Below are 22,755 nucleotides of genomic sequence, written 5' to 3'. Positions count from 1 at the left end.
CCTCACGTCTTAGCAGGTCCTTCTCTCGGTCCGACGAGCCGCCCGCACGAGCGTGGCGCCGCAGACCTGAAGGCGGTCGCGGCGCCCCTCCCGGTGCCGCACGAACGACTCGCGCGAGCGGAAGGAACAACGTGGCGGGCATCGTCGCCGATCGCTTCCGCGGAGCCCCACCCCGAGCCTCCGAGGCTCGTCGGCGTGCCCGCGTCCGGGCGGCGCGCGCGGACGTCGACCGGTCGCGCTGGTACGCCTCGTTCCGTCGCCGTGTCCTCGCCACCGACGCGGCCGCGATCCTCCTCTCGGTCGTCATCGGCTACGTCGTGCACTGGCGGGGCATCGCCGCGCGCCGTGGGGACGCCGGGCTCACGTGGCACGACCCGGTACGGGCCGTCGCGATCGCCGTCGTCTGGTTCGCCTTCCTGGCCTACACCAAGTCGCGCGACATCAAGGTGATGGGTGCGGGATCGACCGAGTACCAGCGCGTGTTCGGCGCGACCTGGCGCGTCTTCGCGGCGCTCGCGATCGTGGCGTTCGTCGCCCGCGAGTACGGCGCCCGCGGGTACATCGCGGTCGCCGCCCCGCTCGGGCTCGTCACGCTGCTCCTCGGCCGCTACGCCTGGCGGCAGTGGCTGCACCGCCGGCGCGACGAGGGCCTGTGCATGTCGACGGTGCTCGCCATCGGGCACCGCTCGCACGTCGAGGACCTCGTGGCCGACCTCAACAACCGCCGCGACTCCGGCTACCGGGTCGTGGGCGCGTGCGTACCCGTCGCCGAGCTCGGCGACGGCCCGGACGTCCAGGGCGTGCCGGTCCTCGGCGACGTCTTCGGCGCCGCCGAGATCGCCGGCGCCATCGGCGTCGACACCGTCGCCGTGACCGGCTCCGGCGCCCTCACCAAGGACGTCGTCCGCCGCCTCGGCTGGGAGCTCGAGCCCTCCGGCGTCGACCTCATGCTCACCGCGGCGCTCGCGGACGTCGCGGGGCCCCGCATCGCGATCACGCCCGCGGAGAACGCGGCGCTCGTGCACGTCGAGGCTCCCCGGTTCACGGGCGGCCGCTACTGGCTCAAGGCCTTCACCGACTGGTTCGGGGCGTTCGTCCTCACGCTGCTCCTGAGTCCCTTGCTCGTCGTGGCCGCCGTCGCGGTCAAGGTCACGAGCCGCGGCCCGGTCCTCTTCTCCCAGCAGCGCGTCGGGCGCAACGGGACGCTGTTCCCGATGTACAAGTTCCGCTCGATGCGCGACGGGGCCGAGGCCGAGGTCCACGCGCTCGCCGACCTCAACGAGGCCGCCGGCCCGCTCTTCAAAATCCGGGACGACCCGCGCGTGACCCGGATCGGCCACGTCCTGCGCCGCTACTCGATCGACGAGCTCCCGCAGCTCCTCAACGTGCTCCGTGGCGACATGAGCCTCGTCGGCCCGCGACCTCCCCTCCCGGGCGAGGTGTCCGAGTACCAGAGCGACGTCCGTCGTCGGCTCCTCGTCAAGCCAGGCATGACGGGGCTGTGGCAGACGAGCGGCCGGTCGGAGCTCTCGTGGGAGCAGAGCGTGCGTCTCGACGTCTACTACGTCGAGAACTGGACCCTGTTCGGTGACCTCGTGATCCTCGCGCGCACCGCCAAGGCCGTCCTCCGGGGCGACGGGGCGTTCTGAGCCGCTCGGCCGCCACGTCCGACGGCGCCGAACAGCCGCCGGAATCTGGCACGATGCTCCCATGACGTCCGCCGCCCCTGCCGCGCAGCGCTCCGCCGTCGACCGGTTCTTCAAGATCAGCGAGCGCGGCTCGACGATCGGCACCGAGATCCGAGGTGGCCTCGTCACCTTCTTCTCGATGTGCTACATCATCGCGCTGAACCCCCTCATCCTCGGCGGGAAGGACGGCACCGGCGCATTCCTCGGCGGAGCCGACGGCCGCGCCACGATCGCCGCGACCACCGCGCTCGTCGCGGGCGCCATGTCGATCCTCATGGGCGCCGTCGCGAACTTCCCCCTCTCGATCGCGACCGGCCTCGGCCTCAACGCGGTCGTCGCGTTCTCCATCGCCGCGCAGCCCGGGATGACGTGGGCCGACGCGATGGGCCTCGTGGTGCTCGAGGGCATCGTCATGCTGATCCTCGTCCTCACCGGCTTCCGGACCGCGATGTTCCGGGCCGTGCCCCGTGAGCTCAAGGTCGCGATCAGCGTCGGCATCGGCCTGTTCATCGCGCTCCTCGGCTTCTTCGACTCCGGGTTCGTCCGGCCGGGGAGCGGCACCCCGCTCCAGCTCGGGATCGGCGGGTCGCTCGCCGGCTGGCCGTCGCTGGTGTTCGTGGTGGGGTTGCTGCTCACGCTCGTCCTCATGGTCCGCAAGGTCCGCGGCGCCATCCTCATCTCGATCATCGTGATGACCGTCGCCGCGGCGCTCCTGCAGGCCGCGTTCGCGATCGGGGCCCAGAGCGACAAGAACCCCCGCGGCTGGTCGCTCGACGTGCCCGAGTGGCCGGACAAGATCGTCGCGGTGCCCGACTTCTCGATCGTCGGCCACTTCTCGCTCACCGGCGGGTTCCGCGAGCTCGGCATCCTCACCGTCGTCCTGCTGGTGTTCTCGCTCGTCCTCGCGGACTTCTTCGACACCATGGGCACGATGGTCGCCGTCGGGTCCGAGGCCAAGCTCCTCGACGCCCAGGGCGACCCCATCGGCACCAAGAAGATCCTCGTCGTCGACTCCGTCGCCGCGGTCGCCGGTGGTGTCGGGTCGGTGTCGTCGAACACCGCCTACGTGGAGTCCACCACGGGCGTCGGCGACGGCGCCCGCACCGGTCTCGCGAGCGTCACGACCGGAATCGCGTTCCTGCTCGCCACGTTCCTCGCGCCGCTCGTCGCGATGGTGCCCTACGAGGCGGCGACGCCCGCGCTCGTCGTCGTCGGCTTCCTCATGATGACCCAGGTCTCCGGCATCGACTGGAAGCACTGGGAGGTCGCGATCCCGGCCTTCCTCACGATCGTCCTCATGCCGTTCACGTACTCGATCACCACGGGCATGGGCGCCGGGTTCGTCGCCTACGTGGTCCTGCAGATCGCGGTCGGCAAGGCGCGCAAGATCCACCCCCTGATGTGGATCGCCGGGGCCGCGTTCATCGTGTACTTCGCGCTCGGACCGATCCGGGAGCTCCTCAACGCCTGACCAGGCGCGCGCGACGATGCACAGCTTCTACGCCCTCCAGAACACGGTCCAGCCGTACGACTGGGGCTCGACCCACGTCATCCAGCAGCTCCTCGGCCAGGACGTCGACGGCGCACCAGCCGCCGAGCTGTGGCTGGGCGCGCATCCCGTGGCGCCGTCACGCACCGTGCACGACGGCAGCGCGACCAGCCTCGTCGACCTCGTCCGCGCGGACCCCGTCGCGACCCTCGGCCGTCGCGTCCAGGACACGTACGGCCCGCGGCTGCCGTACCTGCTCAAGGTGCTCGCCGCCGAGCGCGCCCTCTCCCTGCAGGTCCACCCGCGCCCGCACCTCGCCCGCGCCGGCTTCAACCGGGAGAACGCCGCCGGGGTGCCGCTCGGCGCCCCCGAGCGGTCCTTCCGCGACGACCAGCACAAGCCCGAGATGATCGTCGCCCTCACCCCGTTCGAGGGGCTCGCCGGCTTCCGCCGCCCCCGGCAGACGCTCGGGCTGCTCGACGGCCTCGACGGGGCGCTCGTCGACCGCATGCGCGCCGCCCTCGGGCACGGCCGCAGCGCCGACGCCGTCCGCCGCGCGTTCGAGCTCGCCGTCCACGCCCGCACCGCCGACGACGTCGTCCGCGACCTCGACCGCACCCTCGCCGCCGTCCGCGCCCGCGTCGGCGCCGGGTCCGCCTTCCGGGCCCGCGCCGACGCCGTCGCGCTCCGCCTCGGCGAGCAGTACCCCGGCGACCCCGGCGTGCTCGCGTCCTACCTGCTCAACGTCTTCGCGCTCGAACCCGGCGAAGCCGTCTTCCTCGCTCCCGGTCAGGTCCACGCCTACGTCCGCGGGGCCGGCGTCGAGATCATGGCGTCGTCGGACAACGTCCTGCGCGCCGGGCTCACCCACAAGCGCGTCGACGTCGACGCCCTCCTCGAGTGCTCCGACTTCGTCCCCGCCCCACCGCCCCGTCCCGTGACGACCCGCCTCGCCCGCGGGCTCACCACCTACCGCGTGCCCATCCGCGAGTTCGGGCTCGTCGTCGGCGACGTGCTGCCCGTCGACGGCGAGCTCGCCCTCCCGGCCGAAGGACCGCGCGTCGTGCTCGCGCTCGGCGGGGTGCTGCGGCTGCGCACCGGCGCCGGTCTCGAGTCGTGCACGCTCGCCGCCGGGGAGTCCGTCTTCGTGCCCGACGCCGCCGGTGCGCTCACCGTCAGCGGGGAAGGTCGGGTCACGGTCGCGTACGTGCCCTGACCGGCCCTGTCGTCAGTCGCCGTGCGGCTGCCGTCGGGCGGGCGCGTTGTGGTCGGGTGGTCGCGGGTCGGGTGGTCGGCGCGAGCATGCGGTTGCGCCCCCCTCGTCGCGCCGAGCATGCGGTTGGTCACCCGTTTCGGCGTCGGGCGGGGGCTGGGCGCATGGTCGGCGTGGTGCTGTCGCCGAGCCGGCAGGCCACGCAGCCTTGCTGAGCTCCCCTCGGGCCGGAGAACAGAGACGTCTGACCGTCGGAACGATTTGATTAGCAAGGGTAATGAGCGTAGGGTAAAGAGCGTGCCCGAACCTGAACCCCATGCCCCGACCGCCGCGACGGCGTCGACGCAGACCCTCCCCGAGAGCCCCGCAGCCGAGCTGCGCGTGGCTCTTTTTCGCGTGACCCGACGCCTCAAGCAGCAGCGCGCGACCGCCGACATCACCGAGGGCCAGCACGCCGTCCTCACCACCCTCTGCAAGCACGGTGGCATGACGCCCGGCGCGCTCGCCGACCACGAGCGCGTGAAGCCGCCGTCGATGACGCGCACGGTCAACGCGCTGGTCGAGCGCGGGTTCGTCCGCAAGAGCGGAAACCCCGACGACGGCCGCCAGGTCGTCGTCGAGCTCACCGACGACGGGCACCGGGAGATCGTCGAGACGCGCCGCCGCCGGGACGCCTGGCTCGCGGTCCAGCTCGACGAGCTCACGCCGGCACAGCGCGAGACGCTCCACCAGGCCGCCGAGATCCTCCTGGAGGTGGCCGCTCGGTGAGCACCTTCTCCTCGCTGCGCTACTTCAACTACCGGCTGTGGTTCTCGGGCGCGCTCGTCGCCAACGTGGGCACGTGGATGCAGCGTGTCGCCCAGGACTGGCTGGTCCTCACGGTCCTCTCGCACAACTCGAGCTTCGCCGTCGGTGTCGTGACGGCGCTCCAGTTCCTGCCCTTCCTGCTCTTCGCGCCGCTCGGTGGCCTCCTCGCCGACCGGTTCGACCGTCGCCGGCTGCTGGCGTTCACGCAGGCGTCGCAGGGCCTGCTCGCGTTCGGCCTGGGCGCGCTCGTGCTCACGGGCACGGTCGAGCTGTGGCACGTGTACGCGTTCGCGTTCGCGCTCGGCGTCGTCGCCACGATCGACGCCCCGGTCCGCCAGACGTTCGTCGCTCAGCTCGTCCCCGCCGACAAGCTGTCGAACGCCGTCGGCCTCAACAGCGCGTCGTTCAACGCGGCGCGGCTGATCGGTCCCGGCGTCGGCGGCCTGCTCATCGCGGCGGTCGGTCCCGGCTGGGTGTTCATCATCAACGGCGTCTCGTTCGCCGCGACGATCTTCGCGCTCACCCAGATGCGCACCCGTGAGCTGCGGCCCATGCCGGTCGCCAAGCGGCGCAAGGGGCAGGTCCGGGAGGGCTTCCGGTACGTGCGGGGGCGCACGGACATCGTCGTGATCATGATCGTCGTCGGCGTGGTGTCGATGTTCGGGCTGAACTTCCAGCTGACCTCGGCGACGATGGCCCGCACCGTCTTCGACAAGGGCGCGGGGGAGTACGGCATCCTCGGCTCGATCCTCGCGATCGGGTCGCTCGCGGGCGCCCTCCTCGCGGCCCGGCGCGAGCGGCCGCGCGTGCGGCTCGTCGTCGGTGCGGCGTTCGGCTTCGGCCTCGCGACGGCGGCGCTCGCGCTCGCGCCGACGTACGCGAGCTTCGCGGTGCTCTGCATCCCCGTCGGGCTCGCGAGCCTGACGATGATGACGGCCGCGAACGCGACCATCCAGATGTCGACCGAGCCCGAGATGCGCGGGCGCGTCATGTCGCTCTACATGATGGTCTTCCAGGGCGCGACGCCCATCGGGTCGCCGATCGTCGGCTGGATCGGCGAGCAGTTCGGCGCGCGCTGGTCGATCGGTATCGGCTCGGTGACGGCGCTGCTCGTGTCCGTGGGCGCGGGGATCTGGGTCCTGCGCCACTGGCACGTGCAGGTCCGGTACCGGGTCACGACCCGCCCTCACCTCGTGGTGCGCTACCTGGATGCCGACGACGGCGCGGCGGTCCCCGTGCCCGCCGCCCGCGCGGCGCGCGAGGAGGCCGCTCGGGAGCTCGACGAGCAGGACACGCAGGCGCGGTCCGCGGCCGCCTGAGCGTTACCCGCGGTGTGTGCTCGTCGGAGTCCCGGTCCATGGTGGGACCGTGCGCGTCGTCCCGTTCGAGGTCCACGTGCCCGACGCGGAGCTCGACGAGCTCCGCCGCCGGGTGCGCGCGACGCGCTGGCCGGACGCGGAGACCGTCGCCGGCGGGGCTCAAGGAGTCCCGCTCGACGTGATGCACGACCTGGCGCGGTACTGGGCCGACGGCTACAGCTGGCGCCGGCTCGAGCGACGGCTCGCCGGGTTCGAGCAGTACCGGGCCGAGATCGACGGTCTCCACGTCCACTTCGTGCACGTCCGCTCGCCGCGCCCCGACGCGACGCCTCTCATCGTCACGCACGGCTGGCCCGGCTCGTTCCTCGAGTTCCTCGACGTCGTCGAGCCCCTCACCCAGCCGCCCGACGACGCGCCCGCCTTCCACGTCGTGGTGCCCTCGCTCCCGGGCTACGGGTTCAGCGACCGGCCGCGGGTGCCGGGCTGGGGGATCGGACGGATCGCGCGCGCGTGGGCCACGCTCATGGCCGGGCTCGGCTACGACCGGTACGGCGCCGCGGGCGGCGACTGGGGGACGAGCATCAGCACGCTCCTCGGCCTGCAGGACCGGGCGCACGTCGTCGGGCTCCACCTCACGCCGCCGCTCGTCGCCCCGGACCTCACGTCGCCCCACCTCACGGAGGCGGAGCGGGCGGACCTCGCTGCGCGCGAGGCCGGGGCCGAGGGGTCGGCGTACTCGGCCGTCCACGCGTCGCGCCCGCAGACGCTCGGGTACGGGCTGTCCGACTCGCCGACCGGGCTGGCCGCGTGGATCTTCGAGAAGGTCGCGGCGTGGTCGGACCACGACGGCGACCCGTTCGCCGTGCTCAGCCGCGACCAGGTGCTCGACGACGTGACGCTCTACTGGCTCACCGGCACCGCGACCTCGTCGACGCGGCTCTACGCCGAGAGCATCCGGACCGTCGAGCGGTGGATGACGACGCCGCCGCGGCCCGACGAGGTCGTCCGGGTCCCCGTGGGCGCGGCGATCTTCCGGGACAACCCGCGCCCGTCCCGGCGGTGGGCCGAGCGCCGCTTCGCGGACCTGCGCTACTGGGGCACGCCCGAGCGGGGCGGTCACTTCCCGGCGTGGGAGCAGCCGCAGGTCTACGTGCGCGAGCTCCGCGCGACGTTCCGCGCCGTCCTCGGCCGCTGACGAACCTTCGTCAGCCCAGCTGCTCGACCACGAAGTCGACGCACGCGGTCAGCGCCGCGACGTCGTCGGGCTCGATCGCGGGGAACATTGCGACGCGGAGCTGGTTGCGGCCGAGCTTGCGGTAGGCGAAGGCGTCGACGACGCCGTTCGCGCGCAAGGCGGCGAGGACGTCGGCGGCGGGCACGGCGTCGTCGAGGTCGACGGTCCCGACGACGTTCGAACGCTCCGCGGGGTCCGTCACGAAGGGCGTCGCCCACGGCCGCGACTCGGCCCAGCCGTACAGGTGGGCGGCCGAGGCCGCGGTGCGCGCCGTCGTCCACTCCAGGCCGCCCTGCTCGAGCATCCACTCGATCTGCTCGGCCATGAGGAGGAGCGTCGCGATCGCGGGGGTGTTGAGGGTCTGGTCCTGGCGCGAGTTCGTCAGCGCGGTGGTGAGCGAGAGGAACTCGGGCACCCAACGCTCGGCCTCGAGCTGCGCGGCCCGCTCGACGGCGTCGGGCGACAGCAGGGCGAGCCACAGGCCGCCGTCCGAGCCGAACGACTTCTGCGGCGCGAAGTAGTACGCGTCGGTCTGGGCGACGTCCACGCCGAGACCGCCCGCGGCCGACGTCCCGTCGACGACGGTGAGGGCCCCGGCCGCTTGCGACCCGGCGACGCGCTCGACGGGGCTCACCGCGCCCGTCGACGTCTCGTTGTGCGGGAACGCGTAGACGTCGACCCCGTCCTCGGGGCGGCAGTGCGCGACCGTGCCCGCGGGTGCCTCGACGACGGTCGACGTCTCGAGGAACGGAGCGCGCGACGTCGCCGTCGCGAACTTGGCCCCGAACTCCCCGAACGCCGCGTGCTGCGCCCTCGACCGGACGAGGCAGAACGTCGCCACGTCCCAGAACGCCGTCGACCCGCCGTTGCCGAGCGCGACCTCGTAGCCGTCAGGCAGCGAGAACAGGTCCGCGAGGCCTGTGCGGACCCGGCGGACGAGCGAGCGCACCGGCTCCTGTCGGTGCGACGTCCCGAGCGGCGTCCGGGCCGCCGCGGCGAGCGCGCTCACCTGCGCGTCGCGCACCTTGCTCGGTCCGGCACCGAAGCGGCCGTCCGCAGGCAGCAGGTCGGTGGGGATGCGGATGTCAGCGGGGGTCGTGGCCACGCGTCCAGGGTAGGGGAGCGGCCCCGTCGGCCCGTACCGGATTCCGGTGGGTGGGCCGCCCTAGACTGGGGCCCACCGACGCTTCAGGGAGCAGCAGTGAGCGATCTCATCGACACCACCGAGATGTACCTCAAGACGATCTACGAGCTCGTCGAGGAGGGGATCGTCCCGCTGCGTGCCCGGATCGCGGAGCGGCTGGGGCACTCGGGCCCGACCGTCTCCCAGACCGTCGCCCGGATGGAGCGCGACGACCTCGTGGTCGTGACCGGTGACCGCCACCTCGAGCTCACCGAGCAGGGCTACACCAAGGCCATGCGGGTCATGCGCAAGCACCGCCTCGCGGAGCGCCTGCTGACGGACGTCGTCGGCCTCGACTGGGAGTACGTCCACGAGGAGGCGTGCCGCTGGGAGCACGTCATGAGCGACCGCGTCGAGAAGCGCCTCGCCGAGCTCCTGGGTCACCCGCACTTCTCGCCGTACGGGAACCCGATCCCGGGCCTGTCCGAGCTGGGCGAGGAGCCGACGCACGAGGACTTCCTCGAGGGCGTCGTCCCGCTGCTCGACGTCGCCCGCCCGGCACAGGGGACCGCCGAGACGGTCCACGCCGACGTGCGGCGGCTGGGCGAGCCCCTGCAGCCCGACGTCGAGCTCCTCGCGCGCCTGGCCGAGGCCGGGATCGTCCCCGGCGCGCGCGTCGAGGCGCAGTGGGACGGCGGGATGCTGTCGGTCCGGGGTGGTGACGCGGAGAAGCCGCTGGCCCTCGCGGACGAGGTCTCGCGACACGTCTTCGTCGCCGCCGGCTGACCCGTCGCAAGCCCCGCGCTGGGACCTCCGTACCAGTTCGGACGAGCCCCTCACTTACGTCGTGACCGGGGCGTGACATTCGCCGCGGGGTCGTGTACGTTCAGGGGCAGTTCCGGCGGCAACCGTCGTCGGAGCCCTCACGGAGAGCGCCGAGCCCTGTCGCTCCGTGGGGGTCCCAGCGAACGTGGATGACAGGGACGGGGGACCCACGATCGGGAGTCGGAAACGACTTCCTTGGGGTGAAGCCCGAGGTACCGCAAGGTGCCGGAGGCCGGGTGCTTCTCCCACCCGAACCCGACAGCTGACCTCGTAGGCGTCAAAGGAGACCACCGAGTGAGCACCAGTACCGCTCGCGCCCGCCACCGTGCGGCGCGTCGCCCTGTAACCCCCTTGGCAACCCTGGCGAGCGCCGCGACCGGCAGCCTCTCCACCGTGGGTCGCCGCACCGCCGTCGTCGCCGCGTCGTCAGGCCTCCTGGTCTCGATGCTCGGCGGGCCCGCCGCGCAGGCGGCCACGACGCACACCGACAACTCGGGCAAGCTCAGCACCGTCGACCTCGACGCTCTCACCGCGGCCGCGAAGGCCGAGCTGCAGACGTCCAAGACGGTCACGGTCACGAAGCACGTCAAGTGGACCGCCGACGCCGCGTCGGTGAAGGTCACGCCGGCCCCCGAGCCCGTCGTCCACCGCACCGTCCAGGCCGCGAGCCGCTCCGAGGTCCGCACGGCCCTCACGTCGACGGACGACTCCAGCAGCTCCTCGGACACGAGCACCTCGTCGTCCAGCTCGAGCTCCAGCGCCTCGATCCCGTCCTCGGCCAACGGCTCCAAGATCATCGCGATCGCCAGCCGCTACGTGGGCGTCCCGTACGTCTACGGCGGCACGACGCCGTCGGGCTTCGACTGCTCGGGCTTCACCTCCTACGTGTACGCGCAGATCGGCATCTCGCTCCCGCGCACGTCGTCGGCCCAGCACTACGCGGGCACGATCATCTCGCGCGCCGAGGCCAAGCCGGGCGACCTCATCTGGACCCCGGGCCACGTCGCGATCTACGCGGGCGGCAACACGATCATCGACGCCCCGCGTCCGGGCAAGACGATCCAGTTCCGCGCCATGTGGCAGACGAACCCCACGTTCATCCGCGTCGGCTGACGCGCGAAACGTACCGAGCGCCCCGGCTGCCCCACGGCAGCCGGGGCGCTCGTCTATTACCCCCACACTCGGTAGGCTATGGGTATGACGCGAGCAAAGAGCGTTCTGGTCGGCGTCGACGGCTCGGCGCCGAGCCTGCACGCCCTCGACTGGGCGACGATGTACGCCGCCGACGCCGGGCTGAGCCTGCACGTCGTGTGCTCGTACTACCTCCCGACCCTCACGTCCGCGTCGCTCGACGGCGGCTACGTGCCGATCGACGACGACGCCGTCCAGGCGGGCGCCAAGGCAGTCCTCGACGAGGCCGTGGCCCGCGTCAAGCCCCACGGCGTCCCGGTGAGCGCGTCGCTCGCCGCGGGTGACGCCACGGGCGTCCTCGTCGACCTCAGCGAGGAGCACGTGCTCGCGGTCGTCGGGACACGCGGCCGAGGCGGGTTCGCCGGCCGGCTCCTCGGCACGGTGTCGTCCGCGCTCCCGGCGCACTCCCGGTGCGCGACGGTCGTCGTCCCGCTCCGCACCCCCGACGGCGAACGCACCCCCGAGTCGGCCGACCAGCTCCCCGCCGTGCGCCACCCCGCGCGGATCATCGCCGGCGTCGACGGCTCGCCGACCTCCGAGGCCGCGCTCCGGCACGCGGCCGACCTCGCCCAGCTGTGGGACTGCGAGCTCGTCGCCGTGGCCGGCGTCCCCATCGCGTCGGGTGCCGGGGTGCTGGCGTGGCTCCCGGCGTCCGTGGACCACGAGCAGGTCCTCGCCGACGCGGGCGCCAATCTCGACCGCATCGTCGAGCGGCTCGTCGAGGACCGTCCCGGGCTCGAGGTCCGGCGGATCGTCCTCGACGGCACCGGCGCCGAGCTGCTCGTCGAGTTCTCGCAGGCCGCCGACCTCATCGTCGTCGGGTCCCGAGGGCGAGGCGGGTTCTCCGGGATGCTCCTCGGCTCCACGAGCCAGGCCGTGCTTCACCACGCGCAGTGCCCGGTCATGGTCGTGACGAAGCGGTGCGCGGAGTCCGAGGCGGAGGACCGGACCGCGGAGCTCGACGCCTCCTGACGTCCCCGTGACCCGCGGCGGCGGGCTCCTTCGCGACGTGCCCCTCCCCGGGGCCTACCTCGGCGGGGTGAGCGCGGCGCGGAGCTGCGTGAGGCCCCAGCGCAGGTCGTCCTCCTCGACGACGAGGGGCGGTGCGAGCCGGACGGTGCGGCCGTGCGCCTCCTTCGCGAGCACGCCCCGGGCCAGCAGCGCCTCGCACAGCACGCGGCCGGGTGCCGCATCACCTGCTCCGGCGTCGTCGGGCATCGCACCGACCGGCACGTCGAGGCCCGCCCAGAGGCCCACGCCGCGGCTCGCAGCGAGCAGGCCGTCCGCGACGAGCTCGCCGAGCGCGTCGTGCAGGACCTCGCCGAGCGTCTTGGCGCGCTCCTGGTACTCGCCGGTCTCGAGCAGGTCGAGGACGGCGAGAGACACGGCGCACGCGAGCGGGTTCCCGCCGAACGTCGAGCCGTGCGTCCCGGGGGTGAGGACGCCGAGCACGTCCGCCCGCCCGACGACGGCCGAGATGGGCACGACGCCGCCCCCGAGGGCCTTGCCGAGCGTCGTGAGGTCGGCGCGCACGCCCCAGAGGTCGAGGGCGAGCGTCGTGCCCGTGCGGCCGAGACCGGACTGGATCTCGTCGGCGACGAGGAGGACGTCGTTCGCGTCGCACGCCGCGCGGACCCGCGGCCAGAATCCCTCGGGCGGTACGACGACGCCCTGCTCGCCCTGGATCGGCTCGAGCAGGACCGCGACGGTTGTGTCGTCGATCGCGTCCTCGACGGCGGCCGCGTCCCCGTACGGAACCACGCGGAAGCCCGGGGTGTACGGGGAGAAGCCGCGCCGTGCGTCGTCGTCGGTGGAGAACGACACGATGGTGGTGGTGCGGCCGTGGAAGTTGCCCGCCCCGACGACGATCGTCGCCTCCCCGTCGGGGACGCCCTTGACGTCGTAGCCCCACTTGCGCGCGGTCTTGATCGCGGTCTCGACGGCTTCGGCGCCCGTGTTCATGGGCAGCACCATCGAGGTGCCGGTGAGGGCGGCGAGCCGGTCGGCCCACGGCTCGAGGAGCACGTGCCCGAACGCCCGGGAGGTCAGCGTGAGCGTGTCGAGCTGGCGGTGCGCCGCGGCGACGAGCGCCGGGTGCCGGTGGCCGAAGTTGAGCGCCGAGTACCCGGCGAGCAGGTCGAGGTAGCGCTTGCCGCCCGCGTCCCATGCCCACGCGCCGTCGGCGCGGGCGAGGTCGACCGGGAGCGGGTCGTAGTTGTGCGCGAGGTGGCTCATCGGGCCACCGCCTCGGTGGTCGCGGACGCGTCGACCATCGCCGGGCGCAGCTCGAGCGTGCAGCACTTGGCGCCGCCGCCGCCGAGCAGGAGCTCGGACGTGTCGACGCCGATCGTCTCGTACCCGCGCTCGCGCAGGGCGGCCGCCAGGCGCTCGGCTGCGGGCGTGTGCACGACGTGCACCCCGTCGGACACGGCGTTGAGGCCCAGGACGGCGGCGTCGTCGTCGGTGGCGAGCAGCGCGTCCGGGAATCTCGTCCGCAGCACGTCCTGCGCCGCGGGGGAGAAGGCAGCCGGGTAGTAGACGACGTCGACGGCGTCGGCCGCGCCGTCGCTGCCCCGGAGCACCGTGAGCGCCGTGTCGAGGTGGTAGAACCGCGGGTCGACGAGCTCGAGGCTGACCAGCTCGCGGCCCCAGAGGTGGGCGGCCTCGTCGTGCGCCGCGCGGTCCGTGCGGAACCCGTGACCGGCGAGGACGACGTCGCCCGCGCGGAGCAGGTCGCCCTCGCCCTCGTTGGTGCGGGCGGCCTCGTGGGTCACGAAGCCGTGGTCGGCGAGCCACTTGAGGTAGGCGGGCGCCTCCGGCCGGCGCTGGGCGTACGTGAACCGGGCCGAGTAGGCGACGCCGTCCTCGACGGTCGCGCCGTTCGCCGCGTAGACCATGTCGGGGAGTCCGGGCAGCGGCTCGACGAGCTGCACCTCGTGGCCGAGGTCGAGGTAGACGTCACGCAGACGCTCCCACTGCGCGACCGCGCGGGCCGTGTCGACGGGGCGTCCCGTGTCCATCCACGGGTTGATCGCGTACTCCACGGTGAAGTACGTCGGGCGGCACATGAGATAGCTGCGACGGGTCGCGTGCGGCATCGGGGCCTCCTTCGGCGGGGCCCTGCGGACGCGGGGGTGGTGCGCCGCCCGGGCCTTGTCCGGTCAGCGTACGACGGCGTAGGTCACCTGGCGGGTCGGCGGACGGGTGGGGCCGTGGGTGAGGTCTGGCTCGCCGGGGACCACGAGGCGAGGCGTTGACAGCGATGCATCAGCGATATATCGTTAACGACTGTCGACGACGAACCGCCCGCCCCGCGCGGCCCGCGTCCGGACGCCCGCAGCACCCGGCAGGTGCGGCCCACCGTCGACCTCACGACCACATCGACCTGACCTCGAGGAGGTCCCCATGCGATCCGCATACCCCTTCCAAAACCCTGAAAACCCTTCCGGTCCCCGCGATGCTCGCCGTCGCCAGGGCCGTCCTTCGGGTCGCGGCCACCGCGGCCATCACGACGCGTTCGGTCCCGGCGGCTTCGGCCCCGGCTTCGGTCCGGGGGGCTTCGGCCCCGGCGGGCCCGGCTTCGGTGGCCCCGGTGGGCACCGCGGCCGCGGACGCGGTCGTCGCGCCGGTCGCGGCGACGTGCGTGCCGCCGTCCTCCTGCTCCTCGCCGAGGAGCCCATGCACGGCTACCAGCTGATCCAGCGGATCGGCGAGAAGTCCGGCGGCGTCTGGCGCCCGAGCCCCGGCGCGATCTACCCGGCGCTCAACCTGCTGCAGGACGAGGGCCTGGTGGAGCTCAACGAGGGCGGCGGCCGCCGTCTCGCGAGCCTCACCGACGCCGGCCGCGCCTACGTGACGGAGCACGCCGACGAGCTCGGCGAGCCTTTCGCCGAGGCGTCGTCCGGCCCCCGCAAGGCGGGCTTCGAGCTCCGTGAGGCGGGTGGCGCGCTGGCGCAGGCCATCGCCCAGGTGGCACGCACCGGCGACGCGGCCCAGGTCGCGGCGACCGTCGACGTCCTGGCCCGCGCCCGGCGCGAGGTCTACCTGATCCTCGCGGGCGAGGTGCCGACCCCGTCCGACGGCACCCAGGACGACGTCAGCGAGGGCTGACGCCTCCGCGGGACGCTACCCGGTCCAGGCTGCGCCAGCCGCCGCGGATCATCAGGTGCAGCACCCCGTCGGCCACGGGGGCGGTCAGCCGCCGTGGCAGGACGTCGGTGACGTGCACGTCCTCCCACCACAGCACCCGGCTCGACGACGCCGACAGGGCTTCCACCCGGAACCCGGCGGTCCCGAGCAGCACCGGCCCGAGCTTGCGGAACTCCGCGAGCCCGGGCCGGTCCGCGTCTCCGGGAACGGACGACGGTGGGGTCCACGAGGTGATCCGCATGCGGTCGACGAAGCCGGGCACGCCGCGCCGGGCACCGGGCCCGCTCACGACGGTGAACGTCGCGCCCGGTCCGGGGGCCCAGGGCTCTCCGGCCGCGGCGTCGTCGGCGAGGGCGCCCGGCTCGAAGCGGGTGAGCGGGACCCACGAGCCGTGCGTGCGCGGGTCGGCGACCAGGGCGAACGCCTCGGGCGCCGCCAGCGCCACGTCGTGGACGAGCCGGACGGTCATCGGTCCTGTCGTCGCCCGCCGAGCCACCGGGGCCGGACCGGGCCGTGCTGCCGCGGGGGAGCGCGGTGCTCGAGGAGCGGCGGGGCGTCGTCGGCGGCGGGCTCGACGACCCGCAGGACGAGAGGCCATGCGGCCGGCGGTTCGCCGTAGGCCGTGCGCGACTGCCCGACGACCGTGCGGGCGAGCGAGCGTCCGCCCGCGACGCCCACGACGGCGCCGATGCCGAACGGCACGACGCGTCCGAGCGTGAGCCCGAGGTGCTTGGCGAGCTGCGTGCGGAGGAACTTGTTGGCGAGGGCCCGGTTGACCTGCACGAGCGTCGACGCCGGCATCGCGGTGAGGAGCGTCTGCCCCCAGGCGAGCCCCGACCCGGCGGCCGCCTTCTCGACGGTCGCCGCGCCCTTGGCCCCGAGCACCGACGCGAGGAGCAGGGCCCGACGCCGCTCGGCGTCCACGACCTCGATGCCGTGCACCTCCGCGACCGCGAGCGCGAACGCCGCGGAGCTCGCGAAGAACGTCGCGACGTCGCTCGAGCTCAGCACGAGCCCGGCTCCCGTGCCGACCGCGGGGACCGCCGCGGCGACCCCGACCGCGCCGCCCGCGGCGGCGAGCACGGTCGTGTACTCCTTCTCCAGGATCCGGACGAGCTGCGCAGGCGTGGCTTCCGGGTTGCGCCGGCGCAGCGCGTCGACGTGCCGGCGGATCGTCGGCGCGGGGATGGAGACCGCCCGGTCGAGGATCGCGTCGAGCACCGGGGTCGCGCGCGCGACCTCCCGCGACGTCGGCGTCGCGACGGGGGCCGGCGCCGGGACGCCCGGCAGCACCTCGCCGTTCATGGTCAGGCCGTCGCCTCGCCGGCGTCGACCGCCGACGCCGGCTCGACGAACTCGCGCTTCACGACGACGCCCGCCTCGAGCGTGCGGCCGACGGTGCAGGTCTGCTCGATGGACCGCTCGGCGACCGCGAGCACACGGTCGCGCGTGGCGTCGTCGAGCGCGGAGAGGTCGAGCTCGATGACCTCGGTGAGCTCGGGGTAGCGGTCCTCCTCGAGGTTCTTCGCGCCCTCGATGCGGATGGTGACCTTGTAGTCGTCACCGAGGCGACGCGCGAGCGGGACGTCGCTCGACATCCCCGCGCAGCCCGCGAGCGCGACCTTGAGGAGCTCGCCGGGCGTGAAGACCGCGCCCGCGCTCGCGGGGCCCATCTCCACGGTCGCGCCCCGGCCGGAGAAGCCCCGGTACGTGCGGGACCCGGTGCGCTCGACCCACAGCGGGTCGGTGGCCGAGGGGCTCGACGCCGGGATCGCGTCGTGCTCGGTGGCGGGGGTCGTGGTGTCGGTGCTCATTGGCGCATCATCCCATCGGTCGGTCGGCTACGCGCCGGGCGTGGGCCGCACGTCTGTCGGTCCCGCCCGCCTACGATGACCAACATGGCCGACGACGCAGCGATTCCGACCACGCCCCCGCGCGGCACCGTCCCCACCCCCTACGAGGACCTGCTCGCGCGCGTCCTCGCGGAGGGCACGCACAAGGACGACCGCACCGGCACGGGGACGCGCAGCGTCTTCGGGGCGCAGCTGCGGTACGACCTGTCGCAGGGGTTCCCGCTGGTCACGACCAAGCGCGTCCACTTCAAGTCGGTCGCGTACGAGCTGCTGTGGTTCCTGCGCGGCGAGTCGAACGTGCGCTGGCTGCGGGAGCACGGCGTGAGCATCTGGGACGAGTGGGCCGACGCGGACGGCGAGCTCGGCCCCGTCTACGGCGTCCAGTGGCGGTCGTGGCCCACGCCCGACGGGCGGCACATCGACCAGATCGCGGGCGTGATCGACCAGATCCGCACCAACCCCGACTCGCGCCGCCTCATCGTCTCGGCGTGGAACGTCGCCGAGCTGTCCGACATGGCGCTGCCGCCCTGCCACGCGTTCTTCCAGTTCTACGTGGCCGACGGCAAGCTCTCGTGCCAGCTCTACCAGCGGTCCGCCGACCTGTTCCTCGGCGTGCCGTTCAACATCGCGTCGTACGCGCTGCTGACGCACCTCGTGGCCGCGCAGACGGGTCTCGAGGTCGGGGACTTCGTCTGGACGGGCGGGGACTGCCACGTCTACGACAACCACGTCGAGCAGGTGACGACGCAGCTCGCGCGCGACCCCTACCCGTACCCGACGCTCCGCGTCGCCCCGCGTGACTCGATCTTCGACTACGCGTACGAGGACCTCGAGGTGCTCGGGTACGTCCACCACCCGACGATCAAGGCGCCGGTGGCCGTCTAGTGCTCGCGCTCGTCTGGGCGCAGGCGCGCGACGCCGCGGGCCGGCCCGTGATCGGCGCGGGCAACGCGCTCCCGTGGCGCGTCCCCGAGGACGCCGCCCGCTTCAAGGCCCTCACGCTCGGGCACCCGGTCGTGATGGGCCGCCTCACCTGGGACTCGCTCCCCGCACGGTTCCGTCCGCTGCCCGGCCGGACGAACGTCGTCGTGAGCAGGCAGCCCGGCTGGGCTCCCGTGCCCGACGACGGCACACCGGCGGGCGGGGACCTCGCCGCGGGCGGGGCGACCGTCAGGGTCGCGCCGACGGTCGAGGAGGCGCTCCGCCTGGCCGCCGAGGCGCCCGGCGCCGAGGAGACGTGGGTCATCGGGGGAGCGCAGGTCTACGCCGCGACGATCGGTCTCGCGGACAGGCTCGCGGTCACCGAGCTCGACCTGGAGGTCGAGGGTGACGCCTGGGCGCCGCCGGTCGACGCGTCGGCCTGGCGCGCCGACGTCGGCGCGTGGGAGACCTCGCGGACCGGTGTGCGGTACCGGTTCGTCAGCTACGACCGCGCCTAGGCGCGATCGTCCGGCCGGGGCGGCCTGGCCGCGCCGAGAGGGCGCGCCGGTCAGCGGTTGATGAGGTAGCCCGTGAAGAGGCCCGCAGCCAGCGCGACGGTGAACACCACGGCCTGGAGCCAGAGGCTGTGCCCGCGGAACAGGCGCCGTCGGGCGCGCGAGGTGCTCGCGGTGCGCGTCGCGCGGTCCGGGACCGTGCGCGGCGGTGCGATCGAGGTGACAGCGTTGCCGTCGGGAGTGAAGTCGAACGTCGTCATCGGGTACTGCCCCTGGGTGGTGCGAACGTGAACATGGCGCGACGGCTCGTGTTCCACCGCTCCGGCTGCCACTGTTCCGTGCCTGGGAGGGCTCCGCAGGGCGGAGGCGTGCGGGGAGCGGGTGAAAAACGCGGCCGCTCCTTCCGAGGTCGTAACGATTCGGGCGAACCGTCGCCGTTCGCGCGTCCCGGGGCCCTCCCGGTAGGCTGACGCGCGTCCCCGGACCGCTCCTCGAGCGGCCCGCGCGCCTGTAGCTCAGGGGATAGAGCACCGCTCTCCTAAAGCGGGTGTCGGCAGTTCGAATCTGCCCAGGCGCACTGAGCGAGACCGGTCCGTCGAGATCGTCTCCGAGGAACGCTAGGCGGCGAGTTGTTGACTACCATCCGCGTATGACGGCTACGGATGAGGGGCAGCGCACCGAGGTTGCCAGTGTCTTTGTCGAGCGCATTGAGGTACGCAACTTTAGGGGAATCTCGGAGTGCGCTGTTGGCCTCGCTCCTAAGCTGACGCTCCTCGTCGGGCGGAACAACGCCGGCAAGTCCCGTCTGCTCCGAGCCTTGGCCGTCGCCTTGGGCGCGGTGCCGGCTGAGCGCGACGACCTGACAGTCGGGGTCGACGGCCCGGCGACAATCGATCTTGTGCTCGCGCCGGATGGTGGCGAGGAGTTTGATGATCGTGTCGGCCGCCGGCTGACTCCCGGCGTAGCCATCGTGTCTGAAGAACCCGTTCGCGAGCGGTTTGCGTTCCGTACCGTGCTTGAACCCTCACGGGAAGGGTTCGGTGTCCGGTCCCGCACCGTCCGATTAGTCTTCGACGAACGGACGAGCCGTTGGGAGGCTCCCGAGCGGGCAGAAACCCTCACTGCTGTGCAGCGCGGAGTTGTCGTCGCTGATCTGGTGCAGCCGCGACGCGATCTCGACGACGAGCTGCGTCGCAGGGGCAGCGCTGTCCGTCGGGTTCTTGACGACCTCGAAGTCGACCCCAGCACCCGCGTCGCCATTGAGGAACGGCTGAGCGACGTAGGCGCGCAGATTCTCTCTTCCAGCGCGGCGCTAGGGGCGGTCACCGAGGCCCTGCGCGCGATGGACGACGCCGTAGGTGGAATTGGCACGCCTCGACTCGAGCCGCTGCCGCTCCGGCTGGAGGAACTGAGCCGATCCGTCGCTATCAACCTCGACGCTGGATCGGGTTCGCTTCCGATCCGCTTCCACGGGGCCGGCGTCCGCAGTCTCGCTTCGCTGCAGGTCCAATCCGTTCTGTACGACAGGCGTGTAGGCCGCGATGGTCCCGCTCTACGCCCTCATCCGCTCAGCCTCGTCGAGGAGCCGGAGACCCATCTGCACCCACAAGCTCAGTTCGAGCTTGCTCATCTGCTGACCGCGATGAGTGGTCAGGTAGTTGTGACAACGCATTCTTCGCACCTCGTAACCGAGGTCGATCCTGCCGCAGTGCGGCTGCTCCGACCTGCGGCCGGAGGCGCCCTGGAGGTGGTGGACCTGGGCCCAGGCGATGAACAGGACCGGATTCGGGCGCGTCGACCGAGGATGCATGCGGCGGAACTTGAGAAGCTCAAGCGGCTGGTCGAACGCCCGTTCGGCGAACTCCTGTTCGCCTCGGCAATCGTGCTTGGTGACGGCGCCACGGAACGCGCGCTGCTCCCGCCTCTGCTGCGGCACGCCTTAGGTTCGCGGGTGCATGGGGTTTGCGTCGTCGACACGGGCTCTTTGGAGAGCGAGCTCGCAACCGCAGTTGTGAAGTTCGCGCGGCTGGCCAACCTGCCGGTGGTGGTTTTCGCCGACTCCGACGAGCCTGGTCGTCGTGGAGTCGAGCGGCTCGGTCTCGACGCGCCCGACGTGGTGTGGGTGTCTGACACTGCTGCGGGCGGGGCAGCTACTGAGCAGATGTTGCTCGACCACGACCCGGAACTGTGCAACCGGGCTTGCGAGGCGGTCGTCCGCAAACCTAACGAGTCGACGCTTAACTGCATGAAACGACACAAGGGCGTCATGGGTCGCTTCCTTGCGCAGGAACTCGTGGCGCTCGGAGACTGGGATGCCGTTCGTGCCGATGGTTCCCCCATATGGCCGGAACCGGTCAGGCAATTGGTCAGGAGACTGGCAGAGGTCCTGCCTTTGCCCAAGGAGGCCTCGTGAGTGACCTTGTCCTCACTCCCGAACAGCAGCGAGTGGTTGACAGCGACGCTGGGGCGCTCGTCGTGGTCGCAGGTGCTGGCAGCGGGAAGACCGAGGTTGTTGCCCGCCGGGTCGAACGGCTGTTAGCGGCAGATCCGGAAGGCGACGGTCGAGTCTTGGCCGTGTCGTTCACAGTAAAGGCAGCCGACGAGCTGCGTGCCCGCGTCCGCGACCGACTGGGCCGTCTACACCGCCGGGTTGATGCCGACACTGTCCATGGATTTTCCTTGGCAATTGTCCGTCAGTTCGGGACGCGAATTGGTCTGCCGCTGGAGCCCGAAGTGCTGACGCAGCAAGCTGACCGGGTCGAGATGCTGGAGGAGTGGCTGCGCGAGCAGGGGCGCTCGGTCGACGACCCACGTCGGATATTTGACGAGTTAGACCTCGCGCGAGCAAAGTGCGACGAGTCGGCGCCTTTCCTGCAGGAGTGGCGCGATTGCCTTGTTGCGCGTGGGGCTCTCGATTACCCAGCCATGTTAGATGCTGCGGCAGAGTTGCTCGAGATGCCAGCCGTAGGTCGCCTGGTCCGGCGTGCGTATGACGAAGTCGTAGTCGACGAAGCGCAAAATCTCACGCCAGCGCAGTACCGTGTCATAGCGGCAGTGCTAGGGCCTGCGGATCACCCAGGTGTGCGCGCCACAATGGTCGGGGACGACCGACAGTCAATTGTTGGCTTCGCTGGTGCCGACCACCGGCTCGTGGCCCGCTTCGCTAATGACTACACCGCAGAGCGACACGAACTAACCGTCAACCATCGCAGTTCGACGGCGGTGGCCGAGGTCTCGACCGCCGTGGCGGCCGCCTTAGGCAGTTCGTCGGTGGGCACCACCTCGTATGCGGCTCAGGGCCAGGTCCTAATATGCGCCGCGGACGATGAGCGCAGCGAAGCCGCGATCGTGCTGCGTTGGGTGCAAGGTCTACTGACGGATGGTCTGGAGCCACCGGTCGTGCCGAGCGCGGAAAGGGTGCAAGCCGAGGAGGTCGCGGTGCTCTGCCGCACGACCTCCGGCCTCCGGGCGGCGCGGCGGGCATTGCTCGACGCGAACGTCGAGGTAGCGGAGGCAGGCACGGAGGACGACTGGCTTACGACAATCCGTGCTCGAGCGGCAGTTGCGCTGCTTGGCTGCATGGCCGCGGCAACTCACAGGTCGGCACGCCGTCAGTTAGCCGCACTCGCCGGTGTCGAGTGGCCCGCCGACTTTTCTGCCGCTCAGCTGCTTGCTGGCGCGGCCGTCGGCGAGGTTCGGCCACTCGCCCCGCTTGCCGAAGCCCAGGGGCCCGAAGAGTTCCTTGAGATGCTCAAGGACCTGCCATCAGAAGACGTCGGGTGGCCCGACGACATCGGGCTGCTGCAAGACGCGTGGGATGCATTCGCGGATGAGTCGAACGTTGGAGGGCGGACGTTCGCGGGATTTCGTCAGTTCCTAAGTCGGCGCCAGCGCGGCGACCAAGGCCGGCCCGGTGTGCGACTCTTGACCATTCATAAGGCGCAAGGACAGGAGTTCAAGGCCGTAGCGGTTATCGGACTCACTAATGGACAGTTGCCTGACTTTCGTGCTCGGACCGAGGAAGAACTCAAGGCCGAGTTGCGCGCCTTCTACGTGGCCGTTTCGCGTGCGTCTCGGACGATGCTATTGACGTATCCGCGGCAAAGGGAGACTAGGTACGGGCCTCGATCGACTGAGCCTTCTCCCTTTCTGAGGATCCTGTCTGATAGCGGAGTGTCGAACATGGTCGATATCTTCGATTGAGCTGGTGGCGATGCTTGCCTTCCAGCCTCGCAAGGCAGTTGACGATGGGGCGTGGGTCCGCCCGCACACACACAGCCGATCGCGAGCAGTCGTTGGATCGAAACGTACGTACCCATCACCGCTTGCTCTGAGTCGGGTGTCTGCAGTTCGAATCTGCCCAGGCGCACCACGAAAGACGCCGAGGACGAGGGTTTCCGCCGAGATCGAGGCCCGGCGCCTCGTTCT

The 22,755-nt window shown here is 71.9% G+C and carries 21 protein-coding genes, 1 tRNA gene and 1 riboswitch; of the genes, 15 read left to right on the top strand and 7 right to left on the bottom strand.

Annotated features, from left to right (window positions below; genetic code table 11):
- The first annotated feature begins 131 nt into the window (after positions 1-131).
- The 6 genes from ACFT5B_RS15600 to ACFT5B_RS15575 all read left to right on the top strand — a co-directional run bounded on the left by ACFT5B_RS15600 (position 132) and on the right by ACFT5B_RS15575 (position 7,711).
- The gene (locus ACFT5B_RS15600; RefSeq protein ID WP_386799847.1) at positions 132-1,649 is read left to right on the top strand and encodes a sugar transferase; all 1,518 of its coding nucleotides are present in this window, start codon (positions 132-134) and stop codon (positions 1,647-1,649) included.
- A gap of 61 nt (positions 1,650-1,710) precedes the next feature.
- Positions 1,711-3,159, top strand: coding sequence for an NCS2 family permease (locus ACFT5B_RS15595; protein ID WP_386799845.1), 1,449 nt, complete (start codon positions 1,711-1,713; stop codon positions 3,157-3,159).
- Between the two features lie 16 nt (positions 3,160-3,175).
- A complete protein-coding gene (gene manA, locus ACFT5B_RS15590) occupies positions 3,176-4,393 on the top strand; it encodes a mannose-6-phosphate isomerase, class I (protein ID WP_386799843.1) in 1,218 nt (405 codons plus the stop codon).
- Between the two features lie 294 nt (positions 4,394-4,687).
- Positions 4,688-5,158: a MarR family winged helix-turn-helix transcriptional regulator gene (locus tag ACFT5B_RS15585; RefSeq protein WP_386799841.1), complete on the top strand. Its 471-nt coding sequence runs from the start codon at positions 4,688-4,690 to the stop codon at positions 5,156-5,158.
- Complete coding sequence (locus tag ACFT5B_RS15580; protein WP_386799839.1) at positions 5,155-6,516, top strand: MFS transporter; 1,362 nt, start codon at positions 5,155-5,157, stop codon at positions 6,514-6,516. Before ACFT5B_RS15585 ends, ACFT5B_RS15580 begins: the two co-directional genes overlap by 4 nt.
- Before the next feature lie 49 nt (positions 6,517-6,565).
- Positions 6,566-7,711 carry an epoxide hydrolase family protein gene (locus ACFT5B_RS15575; RefSeq protein WP_386799837.1) on the top strand — a complete coding sequence of 382 codons (1,146 nt, stop codon included), beginning with the start codon at positions 6,566-6,568 and terminating at the stop codon, positions 7,709-7,711.
- A 10-nt stretch (positions 7,712-7,721) separates the two neighbouring features.
- Here ACFT5B_RS15575 and serC read toward each other — a convergent pair whose 3' ends face one another.
- Positions 7,722-8,855, bottom strand: coding sequence for a phosphoserine transaminase (gene serC, locus ACFT5B_RS15570; RefSeq protein ID WP_386799835.1), 1,134 nt, complete (start codon positions 8,853-8,855; stop codon positions 7,722-7,724).
- A 96-nt stretch (positions 8,856-8,951) separates the two neighbouring features.
- On the opposite strand from serC, the gene ACFT5B_RS15565 reads away from it, so the two are divergent.
- From ACFT5B_RS15565 to ACFT5B_RS15555, 3 genes are all read left to right on the top strand, one after another.
- Positions 8,952-9,659, top strand: coding sequence for a metal-dependent transcriptional regulator (locus ACFT5B_RS15565; RefSeq protein ID WP_386799833.1), 708 nt, complete (start codon positions 8,952-8,954; stop codon positions 9,657-9,659).
- 137 nt (positions 9,660-9,796) lie between these two features.
- Positions 9,797-9,989, top strand: a riboswitch (cyclic di-AMP (ydaO/yuaA leader).
- Between the two features lie 102 nt (positions 9,990-10,091).
- Entirely contained in the window at positions 10,092-10,811 is a 720-nt protein-coding gene (locus ACFT5B_RS15560) for a C40 family peptidase (RefSeq protein ID WP_386799830.1), read from the top strand.
- A gap of 84 nt (positions 10,812-10,895) precedes the next feature.
- Positions 10,896-11,861 carry a universal stress protein gene (locus tag ACFT5B_RS15555; RefSeq protein WP_386799828.1) on the top strand — a complete coding sequence of 322 codons (966 nt, stop codon included), beginning with the start codon at positions 10,896-10,898 and terminating at the stop codon, positions 11,859-11,861.
- Positions 11,862-11,915: 54 nt separating this feature from the next.
- Here ACFT5B_RS15555 and rocD read toward each other — a convergent pair whose 3' ends face one another.
- Together rocD and ddaH are read right to left on the bottom strand one after the other, a co-directional pair.
- Entirely contained in the window at positions 11,916-13,124 is a 1,209-nt protein-coding gene (gene rocD / locus ACFT5B_RS15550; RefSeq protein ID WP_386799826.1) for an ornithine--oxo-acid transaminase, read from the bottom strand.
- Positions 13,121-13,987 (bottom strand): dimethylargininase, encoded by an 867-nt coding sequence (gene ddaH / locus ACFT5B_RS15545; RefSeq protein ID WP_386799824.1) that lies wholly within the window; start codon positions 13,985-13,987, stop codon positions 13,121-13,123. Before ddaH ends, rocD begins: the two co-directional genes overlap by 4 nt.
- A gap of 541 nt (positions 13,988-14,528) precedes the next feature.
- Here ddaH and ACFT5B_RS15540 point away from each other — a divergent pair.
- Positions 14,529-14,999 (top strand): PadR family transcriptional regulator, encoded by a 471-nt coding sequence (locus ACFT5B_RS15540; RefSeq protein ID WP_386799822.1) that lies wholly within the window; start codon positions 14,529-14,531, stop codon positions 14,997-14,999.
- Here ACFT5B_RS15540 and ACFT5B_RS15535 read toward each other — a convergent pair.
- From ACFT5B_RS15535 to ACFT5B_RS15525, 3 genes are read right to left on the bottom strand one after another with little or no spacing between them, the layout of a single operon-like run.
- Positions 14,986-15,507, bottom strand: a complete 522-nt coding sequence (locus ACFT5B_RS15535) for a hypothetical protein (RefSeq protein ID WP_386799820.1) — start codon at positions 15,505-15,507, stop codon at positions 14,986-14,988. The two genes, ACFT5B_RS15540 and ACFT5B_RS15535, sit on opposite strands and share 14 nt — an antisense overlap.
- The gene (locus tag ACFT5B_RS15530) at positions 15,504-16,343 is read right to left on the bottom strand and encodes a hypothetical protein (RefSeq protein ID WP_386799818.1); all 840 of its coding nucleotides are present in this window, start codon (positions 16,341-16,343) and stop codon (positions 15,504-15,506) included. The genes ACFT5B_RS15535 and ACFT5B_RS15530 overlap by 4 nt, the downstream gene beginning before the upstream one ends.
- Positions 16,344-16,345: 2 nt before the next feature.
- Entirely contained in the window at positions 16,346-16,852 is a 507-nt protein-coding gene (locus tag ACFT5B_RS15525) for an OsmC family protein (protein ID WP_386799816.1), read from the bottom strand.
- 84 nt (positions 16,853-16,936) lie between these two features.
- Between ACFT5B_RS15525 and ACFT5B_RS15520 the strand changes: the two genes are divergently transcribed.
- Both ACFT5B_RS15520 and ACFT5B_RS15515 read left to right on the top strand, forming a co-directional pair.
- A complete protein-coding gene (locus tag ACFT5B_RS15520; RefSeq protein WP_386799815.1) occupies positions 16,937-17,776 on the top strand; it encodes a thymidylate synthase in 840 nt (279 codons plus the stop codon).
- A complete protein-coding gene (locus ACFT5B_RS15515) occupies positions 17,776-18,330 on the top strand; it encodes a dihydrofolate reductase (RefSeq protein ID WP_386799813.1) in 555 nt (184 codons plus the stop codon). The genes ACFT5B_RS15520 and ACFT5B_RS15515 overlap by 1 nt, the downstream gene beginning before the upstream one ends.
- 50 nt (positions 18,331-18,380) lie before the next feature.
- Here ACFT5B_RS15515 and ACFT5B_RS15510 read toward each other — a convergent pair whose 3' ends face one another.
- A complete protein-coding gene (locus tag ACFT5B_RS15510) occupies positions 18,381-18,587 on the bottom strand; it encodes a hypothetical protein (protein ID WP_386799811.1) in 207 nt (68 codons plus the stop codon).
- A 244-nt stretch (positions 18,588-18,831) separates the two neighbouring features.
- On the opposite strand from ACFT5B_RS15510, the gene ACFT5B_RS15505 reads away from it, so the two are divergent.
- The 3 genes from ACFT5B_RS15505 to ACFT5B_RS15495 all read left to right on the top strand — a co-directional run bounded on the left by ACFT5B_RS15505 (position 18,832) and on the right by ACFT5B_RS15495 (position 22,530).
- Positions 18,832-18,904, top strand: a tRNA-Arg gene (locus ACFT5B_RS15505).
- Between the two features lie 72 nt (positions 18,905-18,976).
- On the top strand, positions 18,977-20,740 hold the full coding sequence (locus ACFT5B_RS15500) for an ATP-dependent endonuclease (RefSeq protein WP_386799809.1): 1,764 nt from the start codon (positions 18,977-18,979) through the stop codon (positions 20,738-20,740).
- Positions 20,737-22,530 carry an ATP-dependent helicase gene (locus ACFT5B_RS15495; protein WP_386799807.1) on the top strand — a complete coding sequence of 598 codons (1,794 nt, stop codon included), beginning with the start codon at positions 20,737-20,739 and terminating at the stop codon, positions 22,528-22,530. Before ACFT5B_RS15500 ends, ACFT5B_RS15495 begins: the two co-directional genes overlap by 4 nt.
- Positions 22,531-22,755 lie beyond the last annotated feature (225 nt).

It is taken from the genome of Luteimicrobium sp. NPDC057192 (assembly GCF_042670205.1).
In the GTDB taxonomy this organism is placed as follows: Bacteria; Actinomycetota; Actinomycetes; order Actinomycetales; family Cellulomonadaceae; genus Luteimicrobium.
This window is presented reverse-complemented; position numbering and strand designations above follow the sequence as displayed.